This is a genomic window from Salmonella enterica subsp. arizonae, from assembly GCF_008692845.1.
GTDB lineage: Bacteria > Pseudomonadota > Gammaproteobacteria > Enterobacterales > Enterobacteriaceae > Salmonella > Salmonella arizonae.
On record NZ_VXJW01000006.1, the window covers coordinates 221,387 to 244,385 of the forward strand.

Genomic DNA, 22,999 nt, shown 5'->3' on the forward strand with positions numbered 1-22,999 from the left:
TTACTTGATAACTAACGTATTGATGATGTTTTCAGCCGTCGTTTGCGCTTTTTGCTGATCGTCCGCAGGCAACGTGACCTGAATCGTCAGCAATTGGTTATCCACTTTGCCCAGCACGATGGAGGAATACGCCGTCTGGCCTTTCGCGGAGATAATGCTATCCAGTTGTTGCAACGTATGGCCTTTGAGTTCAATAGACTTATTGGTGACTACCTGAAGTTGCGGGTCGCGGCTACGCTGTTGCTCAAGCAGGCGATTCGCCAGCACCGACAACGCTTCATTGGTATCATCGCCGACGATGACAATCACCGCTTTCTGCCCCGTTGGGTCAGAATAAACGTGCATGTTATTGGCCTGGGTGCCCAACTTACCGCTCTGGTCAGTCATATCCGCCGGCAGTGAGAAGCTGAGTTTGCCCTGCATCAGGCTGACAGGCTGCCCGGAGGCCTGACTTTCTGCGGCGGCGCCTTCTGCCGGCGCTTTTGTATCGTTGTTATCACAGGCCGCGAGCCCCATAACCAGCAGGCCAATACCGGCATATTTAACCAAATTGCGCATTGACTTTTTCCTTTCGATAAACGGCCATAACGGCTCATTCGCTCATCTTATCACAACTCGGAAACCGAACCTTTAACTTGGCTGTAATGCGGAGATTTCAGATTTATCTGCCAACTTTTTCAGCAACATATTCAGTAAAACACCGTACATCGGCAGGAAGAAAATAATGCTGATGAGTACCTTGAAGCAGTAATCTACCAGCGCAATTTCCATCCAGTGTTCGGCCATAAAGGCATCAGGGCTTCGCCAGAATGCAATAAAGAAAAAGGCAAGGGTATCGCTGATGTTGCCAAACAATGTTGAGGCGGTCGGCGCCAGCCACCAGCGACGGTTTTGACGCAGACGGTTAAACACATGAACATCCAGGATCTGTCCCAGCGCATAGGCCATAAAGCTGGCGGCGGCGATACGGGCGACAAACAAATTAAAGTTCGCCAACGCGGCGAAACCTTGCCAGGCGCCCGTATAGAACAGCGATGACACCACATACGACACCAGCAGCGCCGGGATCATGACTGCGAAGATAATGCGGCGCGCCAGCGGTGCGCCAAAAATACGCACGGTGAGATCGGTGGCGAGAAAAATAAAAGGAAAGCTAAAGGCACCCCAGGTGGTGTGGAAACCAAAAATAGTGATGGGGAGTTGCACCAGATAGTTACTGGAAATGATCACCAGTAAATGGAATAGCGATAGCCAGAACAACGCTTTTATGCGTTGTGATTGTGTAAACGGAGTCATATTGTGACCTTTTTGTTGGATGGGGTGAGGGAACCCAATAAAGAACCGCCGCATAATACTGTTTTGCGCGGGCATTGCAATGGCTAATTTTCACGCAATCGTTAACCTGCCTGGCTTACTGACGAAGATGGGCGTAAAATACCGCCGTTTTTTTACGATTGAGACGAAGATGAGCGATCTGTTTTTCTCCCCTGACCATACGCTTGACGCCCTGGGGCTGCGTTGTCCTGAACCGGTAATGATGGTGCGCAAAACTGTGCGCAACATGCAAACTGGCGAAACATTGTTAATTATCGCCGACGATCCGGCGACGACGCGCGACATTCCGGGGTTCTGTACCTTTATGGAACACGAGCTGCTGGCGCAAGAGACGGAGGGGCTGCCGTACCGCTATTTATTGCGTAAAGCGCATTAACCGCACGGCAGATCTCATTCTGATTAGAAGTTTTCCCAATTCGCCTGTTCTGCGGCGGGTTGCGGCGTTAAGCCCTTGCTTAACGGCGTCGGTGATGCCTCACGACGCGGCTGTTTTTGGATGTGGAACGCGGCGACCGCCTGACGAAGTTCGTTAGCCTGATCTTCCAGCGCCGCCGCCGCCGCCGCGGATTCCTCTACCAGCGAGGCGTTTTGTTGCGTCACGCTATCCATTTCCGATATCGCCTGCGCCACTTGTTCTATGCCTTTGCTTTGCTCATCGGAGGCAGAGGCGATTTCGCCCATAATATCGGTCACGCGGGTCACGGCGGTGACGATCTCTTTCATGGTCTCCCCAGCTTCGCGTGCCTGTGTAGAGCCGGTATCAATGCGCGACACGGAGTTTTCAATCAACACCTTAATTTCTTTGGCGGCCTGCGCGCTACGGCTGGCCAGAGTGCGTACCTCTCCGGCCACAACCGCGAATCCTCGTCCCTGTTCGCCAGCGCGGGCGGCTTCTACCGCAGCGTTCAGCGCCAGGATATTGGTCTGGAAGGCGATACCGTCAATCACACTGGTGATGTCCACAATTTTTTCCGAACTTTCGGCGATATCGGTCATGGTGTTCACGACGTTATCCACCACGCGTCCTCCTTTACGTGCGGTTTCTGATGCGGTTTTCGCAAGGCCGGTCGCCTGTCGGGCGTTATCGGTATTTTGCCGTACCGTGGCGGTTAATTGTTCCATGCTGGCGGCGGTCTCCTCCAGCGCCGAGGCCTGTTGTTCAGTACGGGAAGAGAGATCGCTGCTGCCTGCGGAAATTTCGCCTGCGCCGGTATAGATAGAGTCCGCGTTATCACGCACCGCGCTGACGGTACGGATTAACGACTGCTGCATCGTTTTGAGACCGGCGGCCAACTGGCCCATTTCGCTGCGTCCTTCGGCCTCTATCTCATGGGTAAGATCGCCGTCGGCGATAGTCTGGATGTGCGCCATAATCCGTTGCAGCGGGCGTAGTAGAACGCGCTGAAGTCCCTGCCAGATAAACGCCAGCACGACGAGCACGATAAGTAAGATAATCCCCAGCGTCCATTGCATCTGGGTAAAGCTGCTCTGATTCTGATCGCCAGCTAATTTTATTAATTGCGTATTTTGAGAGAGCCACTGTTTATATACCTGCTCCATGTCATCCTGCGCTTTTTGGGCGTCAAGGTTGCCGTAGGCGGCGTAATTATCGGCTTTGAGATAGCGGATAGACTGCTGCAAAACGTCATACATCTGCTTAAAGCTGGCTTCCGCCTGGGCATCTAACGCCGGATCTTTGCCCGCGATCGCTTCGGAGTTTGCGTAATTGTTGAAATGTTTTTCCGCGTCGTTTAGTGACACGCCAGCGTTGGTTAACAGAGTGTTCATGGCGTCCAGCGAGGCGGGATCGCGCTGATTTTTTAACATGCGTATCGCCACGCGGTTAATGGTGACGCGGGTTTTAACCAATGTCTGAAAACTGCCGCCCAGTTCCTGTTGTTGATAACTTAATGCGCTCGCATTCTGAAAATTCAGCCGATCGCTGCTGACGGTGGAATAAAACAGTATTCCTGTTACCAGCAATAAGGCGCTAAATATGCCCAGCGTCGTAATAACGCCGGTGATGACTTTGATATTTTTCATAGTGCCTAACATTCCTTATTTTGTAGACGGTATGATCAATATCGGTTGGATAAAAATTAACCTTACATCAAATCACCTTATTTGTGATTAATTATTTGATAAGTAATAAAAAATTTTTGCGTGAATAATATGCGAAAAGGAAGAAATACTGCGGGGAAGAACCCGGCGGCTACGATGCCGCCGGGCGGGAGAAGATTATTTTTTACGCAGCAAACGTAGCGCGTTGGCGGTCACCAATACCGTGGCTCCCGTATCCGCCAGGATTGCCAGCCATAGCCCGGTAAAACCAAGTAGCGTCGTCACCAGGAAAATGGCTTTCAGCCCCAGCGCAATGGTGATGTTCTGCCGGATATTCGCGTGGGTAGCGCGCGCCAGCGTAATCATCTGCGCTAACCCGCGCAGACGGTTATGAGTAAGGGCGGCGTCAGCCGTTTCCAGCGCGACGTCAGTACCGCTGCCCATCGCAATTCCGATACTGGCGGCTTTCATCGCGGGCGCATCGTTAATGCCGTCGCCCACCATTGCCAGCGGCGCTTGTTGGTTAAGGGCGGTGACTGCCCGCACCTTATCTTCCGGCAGTAGCCCGGCGTTAAACGCCAGATCCAGCTCGCCGGCAATCGCGGCCGCCGCCCGCGGGTTATCGCCGGTCAGAATCACGCCGTTAACGCCTAACTGATGCAGGTCGCGGATGGCGTCGCGCGCATCGTCACGCAGTGTATCCTGGAGGGCAAGTATGCCAAGAACAGTTTCATTACGCAGCACCATAACCACCGTCTGCCCGGCGTTTTCCAGCTCGCTAATTTGCCCGGCAAACGCCGCCGCAGGCTGCTTTCCTGCCGCGCAAATCAGAATACGTTCGCCGTTAACCTGCGCCTCAATCCCGGTGCCAGCCAGCGTTCGCTGAGATTCCGCCGTCGGGATCGCGAGATCGCGTGTCTGCGCTTCGCGGACGATAGCCTGCGCCAACGGGTGCGTAGCGCCTTGCTCTACGGCTGCCGCCAGCGCCAACAGTTCAGCGTCGCCGACGCCGCTTGCCGGATGAATCGCCGTCACCCGTGGTTTACCGATGGTCAACGTACCGGTTTTATCAAAGGCGACCTGCGTGATACGGCCCAGTTGCTCCAGCGCTGCGCCGCCTTTAATCAATGCGCCGCGCCGTGCCGCCGCCGCCAGCCCGGAGGTAATGGCCGCGGGCGTGGAGATCACCAGCGCGCACGGGCAACCGATTAGCAGCAGCGTCAGCCCTTTATAAATCCACTCCTGCCAGCCGCCATCGAACATCAGCGGCGGAATAAGCGTCACCAGCAGAGCGATGACCATAATGACTGGCGTATAGATGCGGCTGAAACGGTCAATAAACCGCTCAATGGGCGCACGGCGCTCTTCCGCCTCTTCAATCAGCCTCAGGATACGGTCAATCGCGCTGGCGCCAGGTTCAGATAGCACCTCCAGGGTGACGAGACGGTCAACGCTGGTCGCGCCTGCCGGGACTTTGTCGCCCGTTGCGCGCTCCACAGGGATAGACTCGCCGGTGAGCGCGCTTTCATCAAAGCTGGCGAAACCGGAGACCAGTTTACCGTCGGCGGGTAAACGCCCCCCGGCGGCGACTTCGATAATATCGCCCGGTCGCAGGGTATTAATAGCGACCTCTTCCCGCACGTCGTGGCGCAGGCGGGTAGCCGTTTCCGGTTTAAGCGCCATTAACGCGCTGACGCCTTTACGGGCACGGCTGGCAGCCCATCCTTCCAGGCGTTCGCCGATGAGGAACAGCAGCAATACCATTGCCGCCTCCGCCGTCGCGCCAATAAACAGCGCGCCAATGGCGGCGACGCTCATTAGCGTTTCAATAGCGAACCAACTGCCGCTTTTCATCAGCCGCAGCACCTGGCGGGCAATAGGATACAGGCCGACCAGGGTGGTGGCGATAAAGGCCAGTTGGCCGAACGGGTGGTTAAATTGCTCCAGCCCCCAGCTTATCGCTATCATAATGATCAGCGTAATAAGCGGCAGGTTCTCTTTAAGGCGAGATTCAGGCGCTGCGTCGCGTGAATCTTCGCTATGCAAGGTATAACCTGCTTTCTGTACAGCGCGTTCAATTTGCGCGCGGAGGTCGACGTCGGCATCGACCACTAATTTTTCGGTGGCGAACAGCACTTGCGCCTGGTTGACGCCGCGGATTTGGCGTACCGCATTCTCCACTTTTCGGGCGCAGGCGGCGCAGTCCATACCTGCGATTTTCCAGATATAGCGCGTGCCCACCACGGCAGTAGAAACAGGCGCGCTGGTTATGCAATGTTCTTCACAGCAACAGCTATCGGCCTTCTGTGTAGCCGGGGCTAATCTGAAAGATGAAAAGGGTGGGACTTTTTTGCCATCGGCATCAGGGGTCGACATAACGTCCTCCGGTTGATGATAATTTTCTCATTAACCGGAGGATACACTCTGGAGTGGACTCCAGAGTCAAGCACTATTATTTAAAGGTACAGCGAGCGAACGATCAGGAAGTGTCCGGCAAAGTAGCAGGCGGCAGCAATCGCGTTATCCGCCCGGAAACGGCGACGATAGTGGCTACCCAGCCAGACGATATTGCCGATGAACAACAGCGTCGCGCCGGTAAAGGCCGAAAGGGCTGGCGCTGTTGGGCGGAAGAACCACAGTTCGCCCGCCAGCCAGACCATGACCAGCGTCATGGCGATAAAAGTGCCTACCGGCCAGCGCAGCTCCTCCAGCCGCGTCCAGATAACGGCGATAAGTAACGCGCCGACGATCAGTAACACCAGTGGTAGCGGCCAGAAGAACGACAACGTCATCTGGCTGGCAAAGTAAATGGTGTAGAGCAGATGCGATAAGAAAAATGCTCCGACGGCGTACAGCAGGCGTTGACGCGGCAAGAGCGTTAACGCATCGCCGATCAGCGAGGCGCACAGACCGGCCAGCACAAGGTAGCTGATGGCGTCGAACATCGGCGCTTGCCAGGCCAGTAACAGTAACAGTAATAATGTGACGGGCTTAAAAACCCAGCGTTGCCAGGCTGGCCCGCGATAGGAGGCGTCCACATACAGCCATGCGGACAGGCAGACAGCGATAAACGACCAAAGCATCTTAATTCCTTGAATTCGTTATTCTTTCGCAAACGGTATGCTTGCGGCTCTATTATTCAGTGTAGAGGCCGTGACGGTCAGATGACAACACCATAACGGGCAGGGTATGCTTATTTCCGTATTTTCCGACAGGTTAACATTATGAGTAAACCACCACTTTTCTTCATTGTAATCATTGCATTAATCGTGGTTGCTGCGTCGTTTCGCTTCGTTCAGCAACGACGAGAAAAAGCCGCTAATGATGCGGCGCCGTTACGGCAAAAACAGGTTGTAGTAAGCAATAAACGGGAAAAGCCGGTTAATGACAGGCGTTCGCGTCAGCAGGAAGTCACGCCAGCGGGCGTCAGTATGCGCTATGAGGTCAGTTTTAAACCGCAAAGCGGCGGTCTGGAAATGACTTTTCGCCTCGACGCGCAGCAATATCATGCTTTAACGGTAGGGGATAAAGGAACGCTGAGCTATAAGGGCACGCGGTTCGTCGAGTTTGTTGTCCGTAGTCCGGATAACGGATAAGCCGCCATCCGGCAACAAACGTTATTTTTGGGCCTTAAACTTCTTCTGCCAGACCAGCAATTCAAACACGCCGAACAGGAAAATGCGGATTTTCTCTCCCGTCGTCATCTGCGGGCCATCTTTTGGTATCGTTGATTTCAGCAGCGCTAACTGCATACCGTGCATCAGCGCCATAAACACCAACGCCACGTTGACGAAGATGTTCAGCGGGCGCGGGAAGGGTTGCACCAGATTAAGAATCAAAAACGCCCAAACGAAGAGCATTAACAAGCGCCCCAGATTAATCAGCATCATTTTCTCCTTGCGCGTCGCGCTGATACAGACGATAGGCGACCTGCCCGGCCACCTTTTCACGGTATAATGCCCAGTTCGCCGGAACGGGCGGCAGACCGTTTTCCACCTCGCTTTCTACATAGATGAGCGCGTCGTCGGCCAGCCATCCTTTGGTTTCCAGCAATTGTAGCGTCTCTTCCAGTAACCCTTTACGAAACGGCGGGTCGACAAAGACGACGTGATGCGGCGTTCCCGGTTGCGCCAGGAAAGCCAACGTATTGGCGTTGACCACGCGGGCATTGGCTGCCTTGAGCGTAGCAAGGTTCTTTTGTAGCTGCTGTGAAACCGCGCGATCCATCTCCAGCAGGGTGGCGTCGGCGGCGTAGCGAGACAGGGCTTCCAGCCCCAGCGCGCCGCTGCCGGCGAAGCAATCCAGGCAGCGAGCATCTACCATTACGGGAGCCAGCCAGTTAAACAGCGTTTCTCGCACCCGGTCGGTGGTAGGGCGCAGACCGGGACTGTCCGGAACCGGGAGTTTACGGCCACGCCATTGCCCGCCAATAATGCGGATTTGGCCGCTGCCTGAGTGATTTGTTTTTTTCATTAGTAATTGCTCAAACCGCCCGTTACATGTCATTCCAGGCGGTGATGTAAATTAAGTTAAGTGATAGACTATTTCATCATTTTTTTAGCTGCTATGTACATAGCGTTGACGCTGTGCCATGAAGCAACAGCGGGGAGTGTGGTCGCAAATGGCAAAAGAGAAAAAACGTGGCTTTTTTTCCTGGCTGGGCTTTGGTCAAAAAGAGCAGGCACCAGAAAACGAGACAGAAGTAAAAAACGAAGATAAACAATCGGTTGTGGAGGAAGCGGCAGCGGTTCACGCGCCCAAAACGCATACCGAGGCGGAGTCCGAGGCATTTGCCGCTGAAGTCGTGGACGTGACGGAACAGGTTGCCGAAAGCGAAAAGCAGCCTTCGCAGCCAGAACCGACCGTTGTCGCGGCGGCCATTGAGCGTGAAGAACTACCGTTGCCGGAAGACGTGTCTCAGCAAGCGGTAGAAGAGGCGCAGGTCGAAACGATTTCGCCGCAAGAGTGGCAGGCCGAAGCGGAAACCGTAGAAGTTATTGAAGCGGTGGAAGAAGAGGGCGAAAAAGCTGCGAAATTTACCGACGAAGAGCTGGAAGCGCAGGCGCTGGCAGCCCAGGCGACGGAAGACGCGGTGATGGTCGTTCCTGTGGCGGAAGAAGAAACGCCGGTGGAAGCGATCGCACAGGAGCAAGAAAAACCGACTAAAGAAGGTTTCTTTGCCCGTCTGAAACGCAGCCTGCTGAAAACAAAAGAAAATCTCGGTTCCGGATTTATCAGCCTGTTCCGCGGTAAGAAAATCGACGATGATTTATTCGAGGAGCTGGAAGAGCAGTTGCTCATCGCTGATGTCGGCGTGGAAACCACGCGTAAAATTATCGCTAACCTGACGGAAGGCGCCAGCCGCAAACAGCTTAAAGATGCTGAGGCGCTGTATGGCTTGCTGAAAGACGAGATGGGCGAGATTCTGGCGAAGGTAGACGAACCGCTTACTATTGAAGGTAAAACGCCTTTTGTTATTCTGATGGTTGGCGTGAACGGCGTGGGTAAAACCACCACTATCGGTAAACTGGCGCGTCAGTTTGAGCAGCAGGGTAAATCAGTGATGCTGGCGGCGGGGGATACTTTCCGCGCGGCGGCTGTCGAACAGCTACAGGTTTGGGGACAGCGCAACAATATTCCGGTTATCGCCCAGCATACCGGCGCGGACTCCGCCTCGGTGATTTTTGACGCTATCCAGGCCGCGAAGGCGCGTAATGTGGATGTGTTGATTGCCGACACGGCAGGACGTTTGCAGAACAAATCGCACCTGATGGAAGAGTTGAAAAAAATCGTTCGCGTCATGAAAAAGCTGGACGAAGAGGCGCCGCATGAGGTTATGCTGACCATTGACGCCAGCACCGGGCAGAACGCGGTAAGTCAGGCCAAACTGTTCCATGAAGCGGTGGGCTTAACCGGTATTACCCTGACCAAGCTGGACGGTACGGCGAAAGGCGGGGTGATCTTCTCGGTGGCCGATCAGTTTGGCATTCCTATCCGTTACATTGGCGTGGGCGAACGTATCGAGGATTTGCGTCCGTTTAAGGCGGACGATTTTATTGAGGCACTTTTTGCCCGAGAGGATTAACAATGATTCGCTTTGAACATGTCAGCAAGGCCTATCTCGGTGGGAGACAAGCGCTGCAGGGAGTCACATTCCATATGCAGCCTGGCGAGATGGCGTTTCTGACCGGCCACTCTGGCGCGGGGAAAAGTACCCTGCTGAAGCTTATCTGTGGGATTGAGCGGCCCAGCGCCGGCAAAATCTTCTTCAGCGGGCATGATATTACCCGCCTGAAAAACCGCGAAGTGCCGTTTTTGCGCCGCCAGATTGGGATGATTTTTCAGGATCACCATCTGCTGATGGATCGCACAGTCTATGACAATGTGGCGATACCTTTAATCATTGCCGGCGCCAGCGGCGATGATATCCGTCGTCGCGTGTCGGCGGCGCTGGATAAGGTTGGGCTGTTGGACAAAGCGAGAAACTTCCCGATTCAACTCTCCGGGGGCGAACAACAGCGCGTGGGCATCGCCCGCGCGGTGGTCAATAAGCCTGCGGTATTGCTGGCGGATGAACCGACCGGGAACTTGGATGACGCGCTGTCGGAAGGAATTTTACGTCTATTTGAAGAGTTTAACCGCGTAGGTGTGACAGTACTGATGGCGACGCACGATATTGGACTTATCTCCCGTCGTTCATATCGGCAGCTCATCCTGAGCGATGGACATCTGCATGGAGGCCTGGTCAATGAATAGGCGCGACGCGATTAACCAAATCAGGCAGTTCGGCGGACGGCTGGATCGTCTGCGTAAGCCGGGCGGCGGAACGGGCGACGGCGGACGCCATGCGCCAAGACGCCAGAAGCCGACGCCGAAACCGAACTCACGTAAAACGAACGTCTTTAATGAACAGGTGCGCTATGCCTGGCATGGCGCGCTGCAAGATCTGAAAAGTAAACCGCTGGCGACGTTCCTGACGGTGATGGTGATCGCCATCTCCCTGACGCTGCCAAGCGTCTGCTATATGGTCTATAAGAATGTCAATCAGGCGGCGACTCAGTATTATCCGTCGCCGCAGATCACCGTTTATCTGCAAAAAACGCTGGATGATGACGCGGCGGCGCGGGTCGTTGGACAGCTTCAGGCCGAGCAGGGCGTTGAGAAGGTCAATTATCTGTCCCGCGAGGACGCCCTGGGAGAATTTCGCAACTGGTCTGGCTTTGGCGGCGCGCTGGACATGCTGGAAGAGAACCCGCTGCCAGCAGTGGCGGTAGTGATCCCTAAGCTGGACTTCCAGAGTACCGCCTCGCTTAATACGCTGCGCGACCGCATCTCGCAAATTAACGGCATTGACGAAGTCCGAATGGATGATAGCTGGTTTGCGCGCCTGGCGGCGCTCACCGGGCTGGTGGGCCGCGTGTCGGCGATGATCGGCGTGCTGATGGTAGCGGCGGTCTTCCTCGTTATCGGCAACAGTGTGCGCCTGAGCATTTTTGCCCGACGCGATACCATTAACGTGCAAAAGTTGATTGGCGCGACCGATGGTTTTATCCTGCGTCCGTTCCTCTACGGCGGTGCGTTGCTCGGTTTTTCCGGCGCGTTTCTTTCACTGATATTATCTGAAATTTTGGTGATGCGCTTATCGTCGGCAGTGACTGAAGTGGCGCAGGTATTCGGCACGAAGTTTGATCTCAATGGTCTATCGTTCGATGAGTGTCTGTTGTTGTTGCTGGTCTGCTCCATGATCGGCTGGATCGCCGCCTGGCTGGCCACGGTGCAACATTTACGTCACTTTACTCCCGATTGATGAAAGCGTGGTATAATCTTTCCCTGCAATGGGCTTCCGTTTGCAGGGAAAGAGTCTCAGTTGTCTCTTACCCGCGCTTCATCTTAATGTCACATTATTTGTGCAAATTATGCACAGTGTTACATTGAACTTGTGGATAAAATCACTGTCTGATAAAAGAGTGGATGATATTCTCGTTGCTCATAGGCTTTGGCACAGTTGTTGCTCGCTGACGGTGCCAGGCAATACTGATTGAGAGGATTTGAATGACCAAAGAAATGCAAAATTTAGCTTTAGCCCCTGTTGGCAACCTGGAGTCTTATATCCGGGCAGCGAACGCGTGGCCGATGTTATCGGCTGACGAGGAGCGGGCATTGGCTGAAAGGCTGCATTACCAGGGCGATCTGGAAGCAGCTAAAACGCTGATCCTGTCTCACCTGCGCTTTGTTGTTCATATTGCTCGTAACTATGCGGGCTATGGCCTGCCGCAGGCGGATTTGATCCAGGAAGGCAACATCGGCCTGATGAAAGCCGTGCGCCGTTTCAACCCGGAAGTAGGCGTGCGTCTGGTCTCCTTCGCCGTACACTGGATTAAAGCAGAAATTCACGAATATGTGCTGCGTAACTGGCGTATCGTTAAAGTCGCAACCACGAAAGCGCAGCGTAAGCTGTTCTTTAATCTGCGTAAAGCCAAGCAGCGTTTGGGCTGGTTTAATCAGGATGAGGTCGAAATGGTGGCGCGCGAACTGGGTGTTTCCAGTAAAGACGTGCGTGAGATGGAGTCGCGTATGGCGGCGCAGGACATGACGTTTGACATGTCTTCGGACGATGAGTCCGACAGCCAGCCAATGGCGCCGGTGCTGTATCTGCAGGATAAATCGTCTAACTTTGCCGACGGCATTGAAGACGATAACTGGGAAGAGCAGGCCGCCAACCGACTGACCGACGCGATGCAGGGGCTCGACGAGCGTAGCCAGGATATTATCCGCGCTCGCTGGCTGGACGAAGACAATAAGTCTACGTTGCAGGAGCTGGCCGATCGTTACGGCGTCTCCGCTGAGCGTGTGCGCCAGCTTGAAAAGAACGCCATGAAAAAGCTTCGCGCCGCGATCGAAGCGTAACTTCCCCTTCGCGACCCGTAAAACCCTGGATGTAAATCCGGGGTTTTTTGTTTTTGTCATCCCCTCCCGCCTGAGTTCGCTCTCCCTGTCATTAAATTGTTATTCAATTGTCAAATTAACTATTCAAAAACTATCAAAATCGGGTATGTTTTAGCAGAGTATGCTGCTAAAGCACGAGCGGTAGGCCAATAATCGAAATAAAGTGCTGAACAATAACATCACAACACACGTAACAACCAGAATAATGGGGATTATCAGGATGAATATGAAGGGTAAAACGTTATTGGCAGGATGTATCGCCCTGTCGTTAAGCCATATGGCATTCGCAGACGACATTAAAGTCGCGGTTGTCGGCGCGATGTCCGGTCCGGTGGCGCAGTATGGCGACCAGGAGTTTACCGGTGCGGAACAGGCAATTGCGGATATCAATGCGAAAGGCGGTATTAAAGGCGATAAACTGGTCGCGGTAAAATATGACGACGCCTGTGACCCGAAGCAGGCGGTTGCAGTGGCGAACAAAGTGGTGAACGACGGCATCAAGTATGTTATCGGTCACTTGTGCTCCTCTTCCACACAGCCGGCGTCTGACATCTACGAAGACGAAGGCATTTTGATGATAACCCCAGCGGCGACCGCGCCGGAGCTGACCGCGCGCGGCTATAACTTGATCCTGCGTACTACCGGTCTGGACTCTGACCAGGGGCCAACGGCGGCAAAGTATATTCTGGAGACGATGAAACCGCAGCGTATCGCCATTATCCACGATAAACAGCAGTACGGCGAGGGGCTGGCGCGCGCGGTGCAGGATGGTCTGAAGAAAGGCGGCGCTAACGTCGTATTCTTTGACGGCATCACCGCCGGAGAAAAAGATTTCTCTACTCTGATGGCACGTCTGAAAAAAGAGAATATCGACTTTGTCTACTACGGCGGTTATCACCCGGAAATGGGACAGATCCTGCGCCAGTCCCGCGCCGCAGGGCTGAAAACCCAGTTTATGGGGCCGGAAGGGGTGGCGAATGTCTCGCTGTCTAACATCGCCGGAGAGTCTGCGGAAGGAATGCTGGTCACCAAACCGAAGAACTACGATCAGGTCCCCGCGAATAAGCCGATTGTGGATGCCATCAAAGCGAAGAAACAAGATCCTAGCGGCGCGTTTGTCTGGACAACCTATGCGGCGTTGCAATCATTGCAGGCGGGTCTGAATCAGTCTGACGATCCGGCGGAAATCGCCAAATACCTGAAAGGCGCCACGGTCGACACCGTAATGGGACCGCTGTCGTGGGATGAGAAAGGCGATCTGAAAGGCTTTGAGTTCGGCGTATTTACCTGGCATGCGAACGGGACGGCGACCGACACTAAATAGTGGTTTGCCGGATGGCGCTGTGAACGGCGTTTATCCGGCCTGCACTACGCATTCTGCAGACCGGGTAAGGCATAGCCGCCATCCGGCTTTTTTAGCGCTTCTCCCAGCCGTCATGCTGGGCAGTAAAGCCTAACGCCTGCATAAACGCCGCCATAACGCCACGGTCTTCAACACCGACATCCGCCATCCACCAGGACGAGACGTTGGGATTATCGCGGATGACTTCTTCTACCAGATATTGTCCGACGCCGCGACGACGCGTCACGTCACGCACGCGTAAGGAATCTAGCGCGCCCTGCGTTCCGCTCAGCGTCACTCTTACGGCGCCCAACAAACGCTCGTTAAACCGCGCGGCATAAATCCGGTGCGTTTCATCTACGCTTAATGAGGAGGCGGAATATTCCGGCCAGATTTTGCCCAGATCGATCTGATCCTGAGCGCTAAAGTGTTCTAAACGAAGGATAGTCAGCTTCATCGACGGCTTGTCCCGATTTCAAAAGATGCGATCAGTGTACCGAAATAGGCAGGCCAGATGCTTTCTCTTTTTTGTGTCATTTACCAGGTTATTAATTTTTTAACAACGATAACTACAGTTTGAAAGATTAGAAAATGAAAAACAGGCAGCATAATTCCCTGAATGCTAGTGAATTATTCCGCTTAATGTGCCGTTATTTTATGCTGACAAACGTGCTTTTTTTTGTTTATCTATAGCGAAAAGCAGAATATTATCTTTTCTTAATAGACTGAAAAATAGAGATTTTAATCTTATTATGCTTTAAATGCTGCGCTAACTCATTAATGAGTCAGTAAAAAGCGCACCATTTATAAAAAGTACAGTCTGCTTTTTAACCAGCAAAAAAACAAAACATATAACATCACGAATGGGGATACAGGCACATGAAACGGAAAGCGAAAACGATAATCGCAGGGATTGTTGCATTAGCGGTCACGCAGGGGGCAATGGCAGACGATATTAAAGTCGCCGTAGTCGGGGCGATGTCCGGCCCGGTAGCGCAATGGGGCGATATGGAATTTAACGGCGCGCGTCAGGCTATTAAAGATATCAACGCCAAAGGCGGTATTAAGGGCGATAAGCTGGTCGGCGTGGAATACGATGATGCCTGCGATCCGAAACAGGCGGTGGCGGTGGCCAACAAAATCGTTAACGACGGCATTCAGTACGTTATTGGTCACTTATGTTCTTCCTCCACACAGCCAGCGTCGGATATTTACGAAGACGAAGGCATTCTGATGATCTCTCCAGGGGCAACTAACCCGGAACTGACCCAGCGCGGCTATCAGTACATTATGCGTACCGCTGGTCTGGACTCCTCCCAGGGGCCGACGGCTGCGAAATATATCCTGGAAACGGTGAAACCGCAGCGCATCGCTATCATTCACGATAAACAACAATACGGCGAGGGGCTGGCGCGCTCCGTGCAGGATGGCCTGAAACAGGGCAATGCCAATATTGTCTTTTTTGATGGTATTACCGCTGGCGAAAAAGATTTCTCCGCCCTGATTGCCCGCTTGCAAAAAGAGAATATCGACTTTGTCTATTACGGCGGCTACTACCCGGAAATGGGACAGATGCTGCGTCAGGCGCGGGCGAATGGTCTGAAAACGCAATTTATGGGGCCGGAAGGCGTGGGTAACGCGTCGCTGTCCAATATTGCGGGCAGTGCGGCGGAAGGCATGTTGGTGACGATGCCAAAACGCTATGACCAGGACCCGGCGAATAAAGCAATTGTTGAGGCGCTGAAAGCCGACAAGAAAGATCCCAGCGGTCCGTATGTATGGATCACTTATGCCGCCGTGCAGTCACTGGCGACAGCGATGGATCGCAGCGCCAGCCATGTTCCGCTGGATCTGGTGAAAGATCTTAAAGCTAACGGGGCTGATACCGTCATCGGGCCGCTGAAATGGGACGAAAAAGGCGATTTGAAGGGATTTGAGTTTGGCGTCTTCCAGTGGCACGCGGATGGGTCATCCACCCCTGCGAAATAAGCCATAAGACACGTTATCCCTCCGCCCGTGCAAAGCGGGCGGGTAGAAAAAGGTTACCTTATGTCCGAGCAGTTTCTCTATTTCTTGCAGCAGATGTTTAACGGCGTCACGCTGGGAAGCACCTACGCGCTAATTGCTATCGGTTATACGATGGTGTACGGCATTATCGGCATGATCAACTTCGCTCACGGCGAGGTGTATATGATAGGCAGCTACGTTTCTTTTATGATCATCGCCGCGCTAATGATGATGGGAATCGACACCAGTTGGCTACTGGTGACCGCCGGATTTATCGGCGCGATTATTATTGCCAGCGCCTACGGCTGGAGTATCGAGCGAGTCGCTTACCGGCCCGTGCGCAATTCCAAGCGTCTGATTGCCCTGATTTCCGCCATCGGGATGTCCATCTTTCTGCAAAACTACGTCAGCCTGACGGAAGGCTCGCGTGACGTGGCGTTGCCCAGCCTGTTTAACGGCCAGTGGATGGTGGGCAGCAGCGAAAACTTTTCCGCGTCCATTACGACCATGCAGGCGGTTATCTGGATAGTCACCTTTCTGGCTATGCTGGCGCTGACCATTTTCATTCGCTACTCCCGAATGGGCCGTGCCTGTCGCGCTTGCGCGGAGGATCTGAAAATGGCAAGTCTGCTCGGCATTAATACTGACCGCGTTATTGCGCTGACGTTTGTTATCGGCGCGGCAATGGCGGCGGTAGCGGGCGTTCTGCTCGGACAATTTTACGGCGTGATTAACCCCTACATCGGCTTTATGGCCGGGATGAAAGCGTTCACCGCGGCGGTGCTGGGCGGTATCGGCAGCATTCCGGGCGCGATGATCGGCGGTCTGATTTTGGGCGTGGCCGAAGCGCTCTCATCTGCGTATTTGAGTACCGAATATAAAGATGTGGTGTCGTTCGCTCTGCTGATTCTGGTACTGCTGGTCATGCCGACCGGTATCCTGGGTCGTCCGGAGGTAGAGAAAGTATGAAACCGATGCATATTGCGATGGCACTGTTCTCTGCCGTGATGTTTTTCGTTCTGGCTGGCGTTTTCATGGGCGTACAGCTTGAACTGGACGGCACTAAACTGGTGGTGGATACCGCCGCCGACATCCGCTGGCAGTGGATCTTTATCGGCACGGCTGTGGTCTTCTTCTTTCAGTTGCTGCGCCCGATGTTCCAGAAAGCACTGAAGAACGTTTCCGGACCGAAATTTATTCTGCCGGCGATCGATGGCTCTACCTTAAAACAAAAGCTGTTTTTGATAGCGCTGCTGATTATCGCCGTGGCGTGGCCGTTTATGGTGTCGCGCGGTAGCGTGGATATCGCCACCCTGACCATGATTTATATCATCCTTGGTCTGGGGTTGAACGTGGTAGTAGGGCTTTCCGGCCTGTTGGTATTGGGCTACGGCGGCTTTTACGCCATCGGCGCCTACACCTTTGCGCTGCTCAACCACTATTACGGTTTAGGCTTCTGGACCTGTCTGCCGCTGGCGGGACTGGCAGCGGCAGAGGCGGGTTTCTTGCTTGGTTTCCCGGTACTGCGCCTGCGCGGCGACTATCTGGCGATTGTGACGCTTGGCTTCGGTGAAATCGTCCGTATTCTGCTGCTCAACAACACCGAAGTGACCGGCGGTCCTAACGGCATTAGCCAGATACCTAAACCGACGCTGTTCGGTCTGGAGTTTAGCCGTAGCGCCCGTGAAGGCGGCTGGGATACCTTCAGCAATTTCTTTGGCGTGAAGTACGACCCGTCCGACCGGGTAATCTTCCTTTATCTGGTGGCCTTGCTGCTGGTGGTATTGTCGCTGTTTGTCATTAATCGCCTGCTGCGGATGCCGCTGGGGCGTGCGTGGGAGGCGCTGCGTGAAGATGAGATCGCCTGTCGTTCTCTGGGCCTCAGCCCAACGCGCATCAAGCTGACCGCTTTCACTATTAGCGCCGCGTTTGCTGGTTTCGCCGGCACGTTGTTTGCCGCCCGCCAGGGCTTTGTCAGTCCGGAATCCTTCACCTTCGCCGAATCGGCCTTTGTGCTGGCGATTGTGGTGCTGGGTGGGATGGGCTCGCAGTTCGCGGTGATTCTGGCGGCGGTTCTGCTGGTGGTGTCGCGCGAATTGATGCGCGACTTCAACGAATACAGCATGTTGATGCTCGGCGGTTTGATGGTGTTGATGATGATCTGGCGCCCGCAGGGGCTTCTGCCAATGACGCGTCCGCAACTGAAGCTGAAAAACGGTCAGGCGAAAGGAGAGCAGGCATGAGTCAGCCATTATTAACGGTTAACGGGCTGATGATGCGCTTTGGCGGTTTGCTGGCGGTCAACAATGTATCGCTGGCATTACGTGAGCGGGAAATTGTGTCGCTGATTGGCCCTAACGGCGCGGGTAAAACGACGGTGTTTAACTGCCTGACCGGTTTTTATAAGCCGACAGGCGGCACGATCACGTTGCGCGAGCGGCATCTGGAAAGGTTGCCGGGCCAGCAGATCGCCCGCATGGGCGTGGTACGCACTTTCCAGCATGTGCGTCTGTTTCGCGAAATGACGGTGATTGAAAACCTGTTGGTGGCGCAGCACCAGCAACTGAAAACGGGCCTCTTTTCCGGCCTGTTGAAAACGCCCGCTTTCCGCCGCGCGCAAAGTGAAGCGCTGGACCGCGCGGCGACCTGGCTTGAGCGTATTGGCCTGCTGGAACATGCCAACCGCCAGGCCAGTAATCTGGCCTACGGCGACCAGCGCCGGCTGGAGATTGCCCGCTGCATGGTGACGCAGCCAGAAATTCTGATGCTCGACGAACCGGCGGCTGGTCTTAACCCGAAAGAGACCAAAGAGCTGGATGAGCTGATTGCCGAACTACGTAATCATCACAACACCACTATCTTGCTGATTGAACACGATATGAAGCTGGTGATGGGCATTTCCGATCGCATTTACGTGGTGAATCAGGGTACGCCGCTGGCGAATGGCACGCCGGAAGAGATCCGTAACCATCCGGATGTCATCCGCGCTTATCTGGGTGAGGCATAAAATGGAAAAGGTCATGTTATCTTTTGACAAGGTCAGCGCCCACTACGGCAAGATTCAGGCGCTGCACGACGTCAGTCTGCACATCAACCAGGGGGAAATCGTTACCCTGATTGGCGCTAACGGCGCGGGGAAAACGACGCTGCTTGGCACCTTGTGCGGCGATCCGCGCGCCTCCAGCGGACGGGTGGTGTTTGACGGTAAAGACATCACCGACTGGCAGACGGCGAAAATCATGCGTGAAGCGGTGGCGATAGTGCCGGAAGGGCGGCGCGTCTTCTCGCGGATGACGGTAGAAGAGAACCTGGCGATGGGCGGTTTTTTTGCCGAGCGCGATCGGTTTCAGGAGCGCATCAAATGGGTGTACGAACTGTTCCCGCGCCTGCATGAGCGTCGGATTCAACGTGCTGGCACTATGTCCGGCGGCGAACAGCAGATGCTGGCAATCGGTCGTGCGCTGATGAGCCAGCCCAGGTTATTGCTGCTGGATGAACCGTCGCTGGGGCTGGCGCCGATTATTATTCAGCAAATTTTCAACACTATTGAGCAGTTGCGCGAGCAGGGGATGACTATCTTCCTGGTCGAGCAAAACGCCAACCAGGCGCTGAAGCTCGCCGATCGGGGTTACGTGCTGGAAAACGGCCATGTGGTATTAGAGGATACCGGCGCGCGGCTTCTGGCGAACGAAGCGGTGCGCAGCGCCTATCTGGGCGGGTAATCTATAAACCATGCCGGATAGCGGCGTAAACGCCTTATCCGGCCTACAATAGCCTTCAATAGCCTTCGAAGGCCGGATAGGACACGTCAGCGTCGTCATCCGGCGAGGCGTCATCAGAGTCTGACACGGCGCTTATACGTGTTTCAGCTCTCACTTTACTTCCCCCGGCCTTTCACCGCCTTGTCATCTCCCTGACTGCTTACTATCTTTTTTTTGTAATAAAAAAGTTATTTTTCTGTCATTCGAGCATGTCATGTTACCCCCGCGAACATAAAACGCGTGATATCGCGCATCCCGACACAAAAAAGAGAGATAACCAATGATATCGTTACGATATACAGCTTTAGGAGTGGCGCTGAGTCTGGCATTTACGGGTCAGGCGCTGGCCATCACCACTATTCCATTCTGGCACTCAATGGAAGGGGAGCTAGGCAAAGAAGTTGATTCACTGGCGCAACGTTTCAATCAGGCCAACCCGGATTATAAAATCGTTCCGGTGTATAAGGGTAACTATGAACAGAACCTGAGCGCCGGGATCGCGGCATTCCGTAGCGGCAATGCGCCGGCAATATTGCAGGTTTATGAGGTTGGGACGGCGACCATGATGGCCTCGAAAGCCATTAAGCCGGTCTATGAAGTTTTTCAAGACGCCGGTATTAACTTTGACGAGTCCCAGTTTGTACCGACTGTTTCAGGCTACTACACCGATGCCAAAAGCGGGCATCTGCTCTCCCAGCCCTTTAACAGCTCAACCCCGGTGCTGTACTACAACAAAGACGCCTTTAAGAAAGCTGGTTTAGATCCGGAGCAACCACCGAAAACCTGGCAGGAACTGGCTGACTATACTGCGAAACTGAGAGCGGCAGGCATGAAATGCGGTTATGCCAGCGGCTGGCAAGGCTGGATCCAACTGGAAAACTTCAGTGCCTGGAACGGTCTGCCCTTCGCCAGTAAAAACAACGGGTTTGACGGTACAGACGCGGTGCTGGAGTTCAATAAGCCAGAGCAAGTGAAACATATCGCGCTGCTGGAAGAGATGAATAAGAAAGGCGATTTTAGCTATGTTGGGCGTAAGGATGAGTCTACCGAAAAGTTTTATAACGGTGACTGCGCGATGACAACCGCGTCCTCCGGTTCGCTCGCCAATATCCGCCAGTATGCCAAATTCAACTATGGCGTGGGCATGATGCCCTACGACGCCGATATCAAGGGCGCGCCGCAAAATGCCATTATCGGCGGAGCCAGCCTGTGGGTAATGCAGGGTAAAGATAAAGAGACCTATAACGGTGTCGCCAAATTCCTCGATTTTCTGGCAAAACCGGAAAATGCCGCTGAATGGCATCAAAAAACCGGCTACCTGCCTATTACCACCGCCGCCTACGAGCTTACCCGCGAGCAGGGTTATTACGATAAAAACCCAGGTGCGGATATCGCCACTCGGCAGATGTTGAATAAGCCGCCGTTATCATTCACCAAAGGTCTGCGTCTGGGCAATATGCCGCAGATCCGTACCATTGTGGACGAAGAGCTGGAGAGCGTCTGGACCGGGAAGAAAACCCCACAACAGGCCCTGGATACCGCCGTTAAGCGGGGCAACCAGTTATTGCGTCGCTTCGAGCAGTCAACGAAATCATAATGTGAAATGCCGGATGGCGGCTGCGCTTTATCCGACCTATAAATTCGCGTAGTCCGGATAAGCAGAGCGCCGCCGGCGCTGTTCAGGAAACACACCTTCATGTCATCGTCACGTCCGGTGTTCCGCTCGCGCTGGTTGCCGTATTTACTGGTTGCCCCGCAGTTGGTTATCACTGTTATTTTCTTTATCTGGCCTGCGGGCGAAGCGCTGTGGTATTCGCTGCAAAGCGTCGATCCGTTTGGTTTTTCCAGTCAATTTGTCGGGCTGGAGAATTTTGTCGCGCTTTTTCACGACAGTTATTATCTCGACTCCTTCTGGACGACGATTAAATTCAGCGCGCTGGTAACGTTTAGCGGCCTGCTGGTCTCGCTGTTTTTCGCCGCCCTGGTGGATTACGTGGTCCGCGGCAGCCGTTTTTACCAGACGCTGATGCTGCTGCCTTATGCCGTCGCGCCCGCCGTCGCTGCTGTATTGTGGATTTTCCTGTTTAACCCGGGGAGGGGATTAATCACCCATTTCCTCGGCGAGTTTGGCTATGACTGGAACCACGCGCAAAACAGCGGTCAGGCGATGTTTCTGGTGGTATTTGCGTCAGTCTGGAAGCAAATTAGTTACAACTTTTTATTCTTCTTTGCCGCGCTGCAATCCATTCCCCGCTCGCTGGTGGAAGCGGCGGCCATTGACGGCGCCGGGCCGATTCGTCGTTTCTTCCGGCTTTCTTTGCCGCTTATCGCGCCGGTCAGTTTCTTCCTGCTGGTGGTCAACCTGGTGTACGCCTTTTTCGACACCTTCCCGGTGATTGACGCCGCAACTGCAGGCGGGCCGGTACAGGCCACCACGACACTGATTTATAAGATCTACCGCGAAGGGTTTACCGGGCTGGACCTCTCGGCATCCGCCGCGCAGTCGGTGGTGTTGATGTTCCTTGTCATCGTTCTGACGGTGGTGCAGTTCCGCTATGTGGAAAGTAAGGTGCGTTACCAATGATAGAGAATCGTCGCGGGCTGACAATATTCAGCCATACCATGCTGATTCTGGGGATCGCAGTCATTTTGTTTCCGCTGTACGTCGCGTTTATCGCGGCGACGCTGGACGACCGCGCGGTGTTTGAGACGCCGATGACGCTGCTTCCTGGTACGCAGTTACTGGAAAATATCAAAACCATTTGGATCAACGGCGTCGGCGTTAATAGCGCGCCATTCTGGTTGATGATGCTTAACAGTTTCATTATGGCGTTCAGCATTACGGTAGGCAAAATCACGGTGTCTATGCTTTCCGCATTCGCCATCGTCTGGTTTCGTTTTCCCCTGCGTAACCTGTTCTTCTGGATGATTTTTATCACCCTGATGTTGCCGGTTGAAGTGCGTATCTTTCCGACGGTGGAGGTTATCGCCAACCTGAAAATGCTCGACAGCTATGCCGGTCTGACGCTACCGCTGATGGCGTCCGCCACCGCCACCTTCCTGTTTCGTCAGTTCTTCATGACGCTTCCGGATGAACTGGTGGAAGCGGCCCGTATTGACGGCGCGTCGCCGATGCGTTTTTTCCGTGACATCGTGTTACCGCTGTCGAAAACCAACCTGGCGGCGTTATTCGTCATCACCTTTATCTACGGCTGGAACCAGTATCTGTGGCCGCTATTGATTATCACCGACGTGAATCTTGGCACTGCCGTAGCGGGTATCAAAGGGATGATCGCCACCGGCGAAGGCACCACGCAATGGAACCAGGTGATGGCGGCAATGCTGCTCACCCTTATCCCTCCGGTCGTTATCGTTTTAGCCATGCAACGGGCGTTTGTACGTGGTTTAGTGGACAGTGAGAAGTAGGTTGTATCCCTTGATTATTCGTGACGTCGACGCTGAGCCGAAATCGCGTAATCAAGGCGGAGGATGATGGACATAGTGGGCCTATGTCCAAATCCGACAACGCAGAGTACGCGATTTCGGC

General features: G+C 54.0%; 23 protein-coding genes. 15 read left to right on the top strand and 8 right to left on the bottom strand.

The annotated features are described in order from the left end of the window. Both F4V61_RS13485 and F4V61_RS13490 read right to left on the bottom strand, forming a co-directional pair. Complete coding sequence (locus F4V61_RS13485; protein WP_058819698.1) at positions 1 to 558, bottom strand: DcrB family lipoprotein; 558 nt, start codon at positions 556 to 558, stop codon at positions 1 to 3. A gap of 72 nt (positions 559 to 630) precedes the next feature. Then, complete coding sequence (locus F4V61_RS13490) at positions 631 to 1,296, bottom strand: 7-cyano-7-deazaguanine/7-aminomethyl-7-deazaguanine transporter (protein ID WP_024132095.1); 666 nt, start codon at positions 1,294 to 1,296, stop codon at positions 631 to 633. A gap of 169 nt (positions 1,297 to 1,465) precedes the next feature. Here F4V61_RS13490 and tusA point away from each other — a divergent pair, with 169 nt between their 5' ends. After that, positions 1,466 to 1,711 carry a sulfurtransferase TusA gene (gene tusA / locus F4V61_RS13495; RefSeq protein WP_038397893.1) on the top strand — a complete coding sequence of 82 codons (246 nt, stop codon included), beginning with the start codon at positions 1,466 to 1,468 and terminating at the stop codon, positions 1,709 to 1,711. A gap of 23 nt (positions 1,712 to 1,734) precedes the next feature. On the opposite strand, the gene tcp is transcribed toward tusA, so the two are convergent. From tcp to F4V61_RS13510, 3 genes are all read right to left on the bottom strand, one after another. Continuing rightward, the gene (gene tcp / locus F4V61_RS13500) at positions 1,735 to 3,378 is read right to left on the bottom strand and encodes a methyl-accepting chemotaxis citrate transducer (protein ID WP_038397449.1); all 1,644 of its coding nucleotides are present in this window, start codon (positions 3,376 to 3,378) and stop codon (positions 1,735 to 1,737) included. A 195-nt stretch (positions 3,379 to 3,573) separates the two neighbouring features. After that, the gene (gene zntA, locus F4V61_RS13505) at positions 3,574 to 5,772 is read right to left on the bottom strand and encodes a Zn(II)/Cd(II)/Pb(II) translocating P-type ATPase ZntA (RefSeq protein ID WP_080160968.1); all 2,199 of its coding nucleotides are present in this window, start codon (positions 5,770 to 5,772) and stop codon (positions 3,574 to 3,576) included. 80 nt (positions 5,773 to 5,852) lie between these two features. Further along, positions 5,853 to 6,479 carry a lysoplasmalogenase gene (locus F4V61_RS13510; protein ID WP_080160969.1) on the bottom strand — a complete coding sequence of 209 codons (627 nt, stop codon included), beginning with the start codon at positions 6,477 to 6,479 and terminating at the stop codon, positions 5,853 to 5,855. 141 nt (positions 6,480 to 6,620) lie between these two features. Here F4V61_RS13510 and F4V61_RS13515 point away from each other — a divergent pair, with 141 nt between their 5' ends. Further along, on the top strand, positions 6,621 to 6,992 hold the full coding sequence (locus F4V61_RS13515; protein ID WP_000042866.1) for a DUF2500 domain-containing protein: 372 nt from the start codon (positions 6,621 to 6,623) through the stop codon (positions 6,990 to 6,992). A gap of 21 nt (positions 6,993 to 7,013) precedes the next feature. On the opposite strand, the gene F4V61_RS13520 is transcribed toward F4V61_RS13515, so the two are convergent. Together F4V61_RS13520 and rsmD are read right to left on the bottom strand one after the other, a co-directional pair. Beyond that, the gene (locus F4V61_RS13520; protein ID WP_000906761.1) at positions 7,014 to 7,283 is read right to left on the bottom strand and encodes a DUF1145 family protein; all 270 of its coding nucleotides are present in this window, start codon (positions 7,281 to 7,283) and stop codon (positions 7,014 to 7,016) included. Next, positions 7,273 to 7,869, bottom strand: coding sequence for a 16S rRNA (guanine(966)-N(2))-methyltransferase (gene rsmD, locus F4V61_RS13525; RefSeq protein WP_000753480.1), 597 nt, complete (start codon positions 7,867 to 7,869; stop codon positions 7,273 to 7,275). Before rsmD ends, F4V61_RS13520 begins: the two co-directional genes overlap by 11 nt. Positions 7,870 to 8,017: 148 nt before the next feature. Here rsmD and ftsY point away from each other — a divergent pair, with 148 nt between their 5' ends. From ftsY to F4V61_RS13550, 5 genes are all read left to right on the top strand, one after another. After that, positions 8,018 to 9,481, top strand: coding sequence for a signal recognition particle-docking protein FtsY (ftsY, locus tag F4V61_RS13530; RefSeq protein ID WP_001040603.1), 1,464 nt, complete (start codon positions 8,018 to 8,020; stop codon positions 9,479 to 9,481). A 2-nt stretch (positions 9,482 to 9,483) separates the two neighbouring features. Beyond that, positions 9,484 to 10,152 carry a cell division ATP-binding protein FtsE gene (ftsE, locus tag F4V61_RS13535; RefSeq protein WP_000617715.1) on the top strand — a complete coding sequence of 223 codons (669 nt, stop codon included), beginning with the start codon at positions 9,484 to 9,486 and terminating at the stop codon, positions 10,150 to 10,152. After that, complete coding sequence (gene ftsX / locus F4V61_RS13540) at positions 10,145 to 11,203, top strand: permease-like cell division protein FtsX (RefSeq protein WP_038397453.1); 1,059 nt, start codon at positions 10,145 to 10,147, stop codon at positions 11,201 to 11,203. The genes ftsE and ftsX overlap by 8 nt, the downstream gene beginning before the upstream one ends. 245 nt (positions 11,204 to 11,448) lie before the next feature. Continuing rightward, positions 11,449 to 12,303: an RNA polymerase sigma factor RpoH gene (rpoH, locus tag F4V61_RS13545; RefSeq protein WP_000159619.1), complete on the top strand. Its 855-nt coding sequence runs from the start codon at positions 11,449 to 11,451 to the stop codon at positions 12,301 to 12,303. Between the two features lie 259 nt (positions 12,304 to 12,562). Continuing rightward, positions 12,563 to 13,666, top strand: a complete 1,104-nt coding sequence (locus F4V61_RS13550) for a branched-chain amino acid ABC transporter substrate-binding protein (RefSeq protein WP_141029329.1) — start codon at positions 12,563 to 12,565, stop codon at positions 13,664 to 13,666. 91 nt (positions 13,667 to 13,757) lie between these two features. Here F4V61_RS13550 and panM read toward each other — a convergent pair whose 3' ends face one another. Further along, positions 13,758 to 14,141 (bottom strand): aspartate 1-decarboxylase autocleavage activator PanM, encoded by a 384-nt coding sequence (gene panM / locus F4V61_RS13555; RefSeq protein WP_000778869.1) that lies wholly within the window; start codon positions 14,139 to 14,141, stop codon positions 13,758 to 13,760. 422 nt (positions 14,142 to 14,563) lie between these two features. On the opposite strand from panM, the gene livK reads away from it, so the two are divergent. From livK to ugpE, 8 genes are all read left to right on the top strand, one after another. Then, on the top strand, positions 14,564 to 15,673 hold the full coding sequence (gene livK, locus F4V61_RS13560; protein WP_000822982.1) for a high-affinity branched-chain amino acid ABC transporter substrate-binding protein LivK: 1,110 nt from the start codon (positions 14,564 to 14,566) through the stop codon (positions 15,671 to 15,673). 60 nt (positions 15,674 to 15,733) lie between these two features. Beyond that, entirely contained in the window at positions 15,734 to 16,660 is a 927-nt protein-coding gene (gene livH / locus F4V61_RS13565; protein ID WP_080152397.1) for a high-affinity branched-chain amino acid ABC transporter permease LivH, read from the top strand. Continuing rightward, a complete protein-coding gene (gene livM / locus F4V61_RS13570) occupies positions 16,657 to 17,934 on the top strand; it encodes a branched chain amino acid ABC transporter permease LivM (RefSeq protein WP_080160971.1) in 1,278 nt (425 codons plus the stop codon). The genes livH and livM overlap by 4 nt, the downstream gene beginning before the upstream one ends. Continuing rightward, positions 17,931 to 18,698 carry a high-affinity branched-chain amino acid ABC transporter ATP-binding protein LivG gene (gene livG / locus F4V61_RS13575; RefSeq protein WP_079781279.1) on the top strand — a complete coding sequence of 256 codons (768 nt, stop codon included), beginning with the start codon at positions 17,931 to 17,933 and terminating at the stop codon, positions 18,696 to 18,698. Before livM ends, livG begins: the two co-directional genes overlap by 4 nt. Position 18,699: 1 nt before the next feature. After that, entirely contained in the window at positions 18,700 to 19,413 is a 714-nt protein-coding gene (gene livF, locus F4V61_RS13580) for a high-affinity branched-chain amino acid ABC transporter ATP-binding protein LivF (protein WP_079781278.1), read from the top strand. 319 nt (positions 19,414 to 19,732) lie between these two features. Continuing rightward, the gene (ugpB, locus tag F4V61_RS13585) at positions 19,733 to 21,049 is read left to right on the top strand and encodes a sn-glycerol-3-phosphate ABC transporter substrate-binding protein UgpB (protein ID WP_079781277.1); all 1,317 of its coding nucleotides are present in this window, start codon (positions 19,733 to 19,735) and stop codon (positions 21,047 to 21,049) included. A 99-nt stretch (positions 21,050 to 21,148) separates the two neighbouring features. After that, positions 21,149 to 22,036 (top strand): sn-glycerol-3-phosphate ABC transporter permease UgpA, encoded by an 888-nt coding sequence (ugpA, locus tag F4V61_RS13590; RefSeq protein WP_058115504.1) that lies wholly within the window; start codon positions 21,149 to 21,151, stop codon positions 22,034 to 22,036. Beyond that, on the top strand, positions 22,033 to 22,878 hold the full coding sequence (gene ugpE, locus F4V61_RS13595) for a sn-glycerol-3-phosphate ABC transporter permease UgpE (protein WP_000572192.1): 846 nt from the start codon (positions 22,033 to 22,035) through the stop codon (positions 22,876 to 22,878). Before ugpA ends, ugpE begins: the two co-directional genes overlap by 4 nt. Positions 22,879 to 22,999 lie beyond the last annotated feature (121 nt).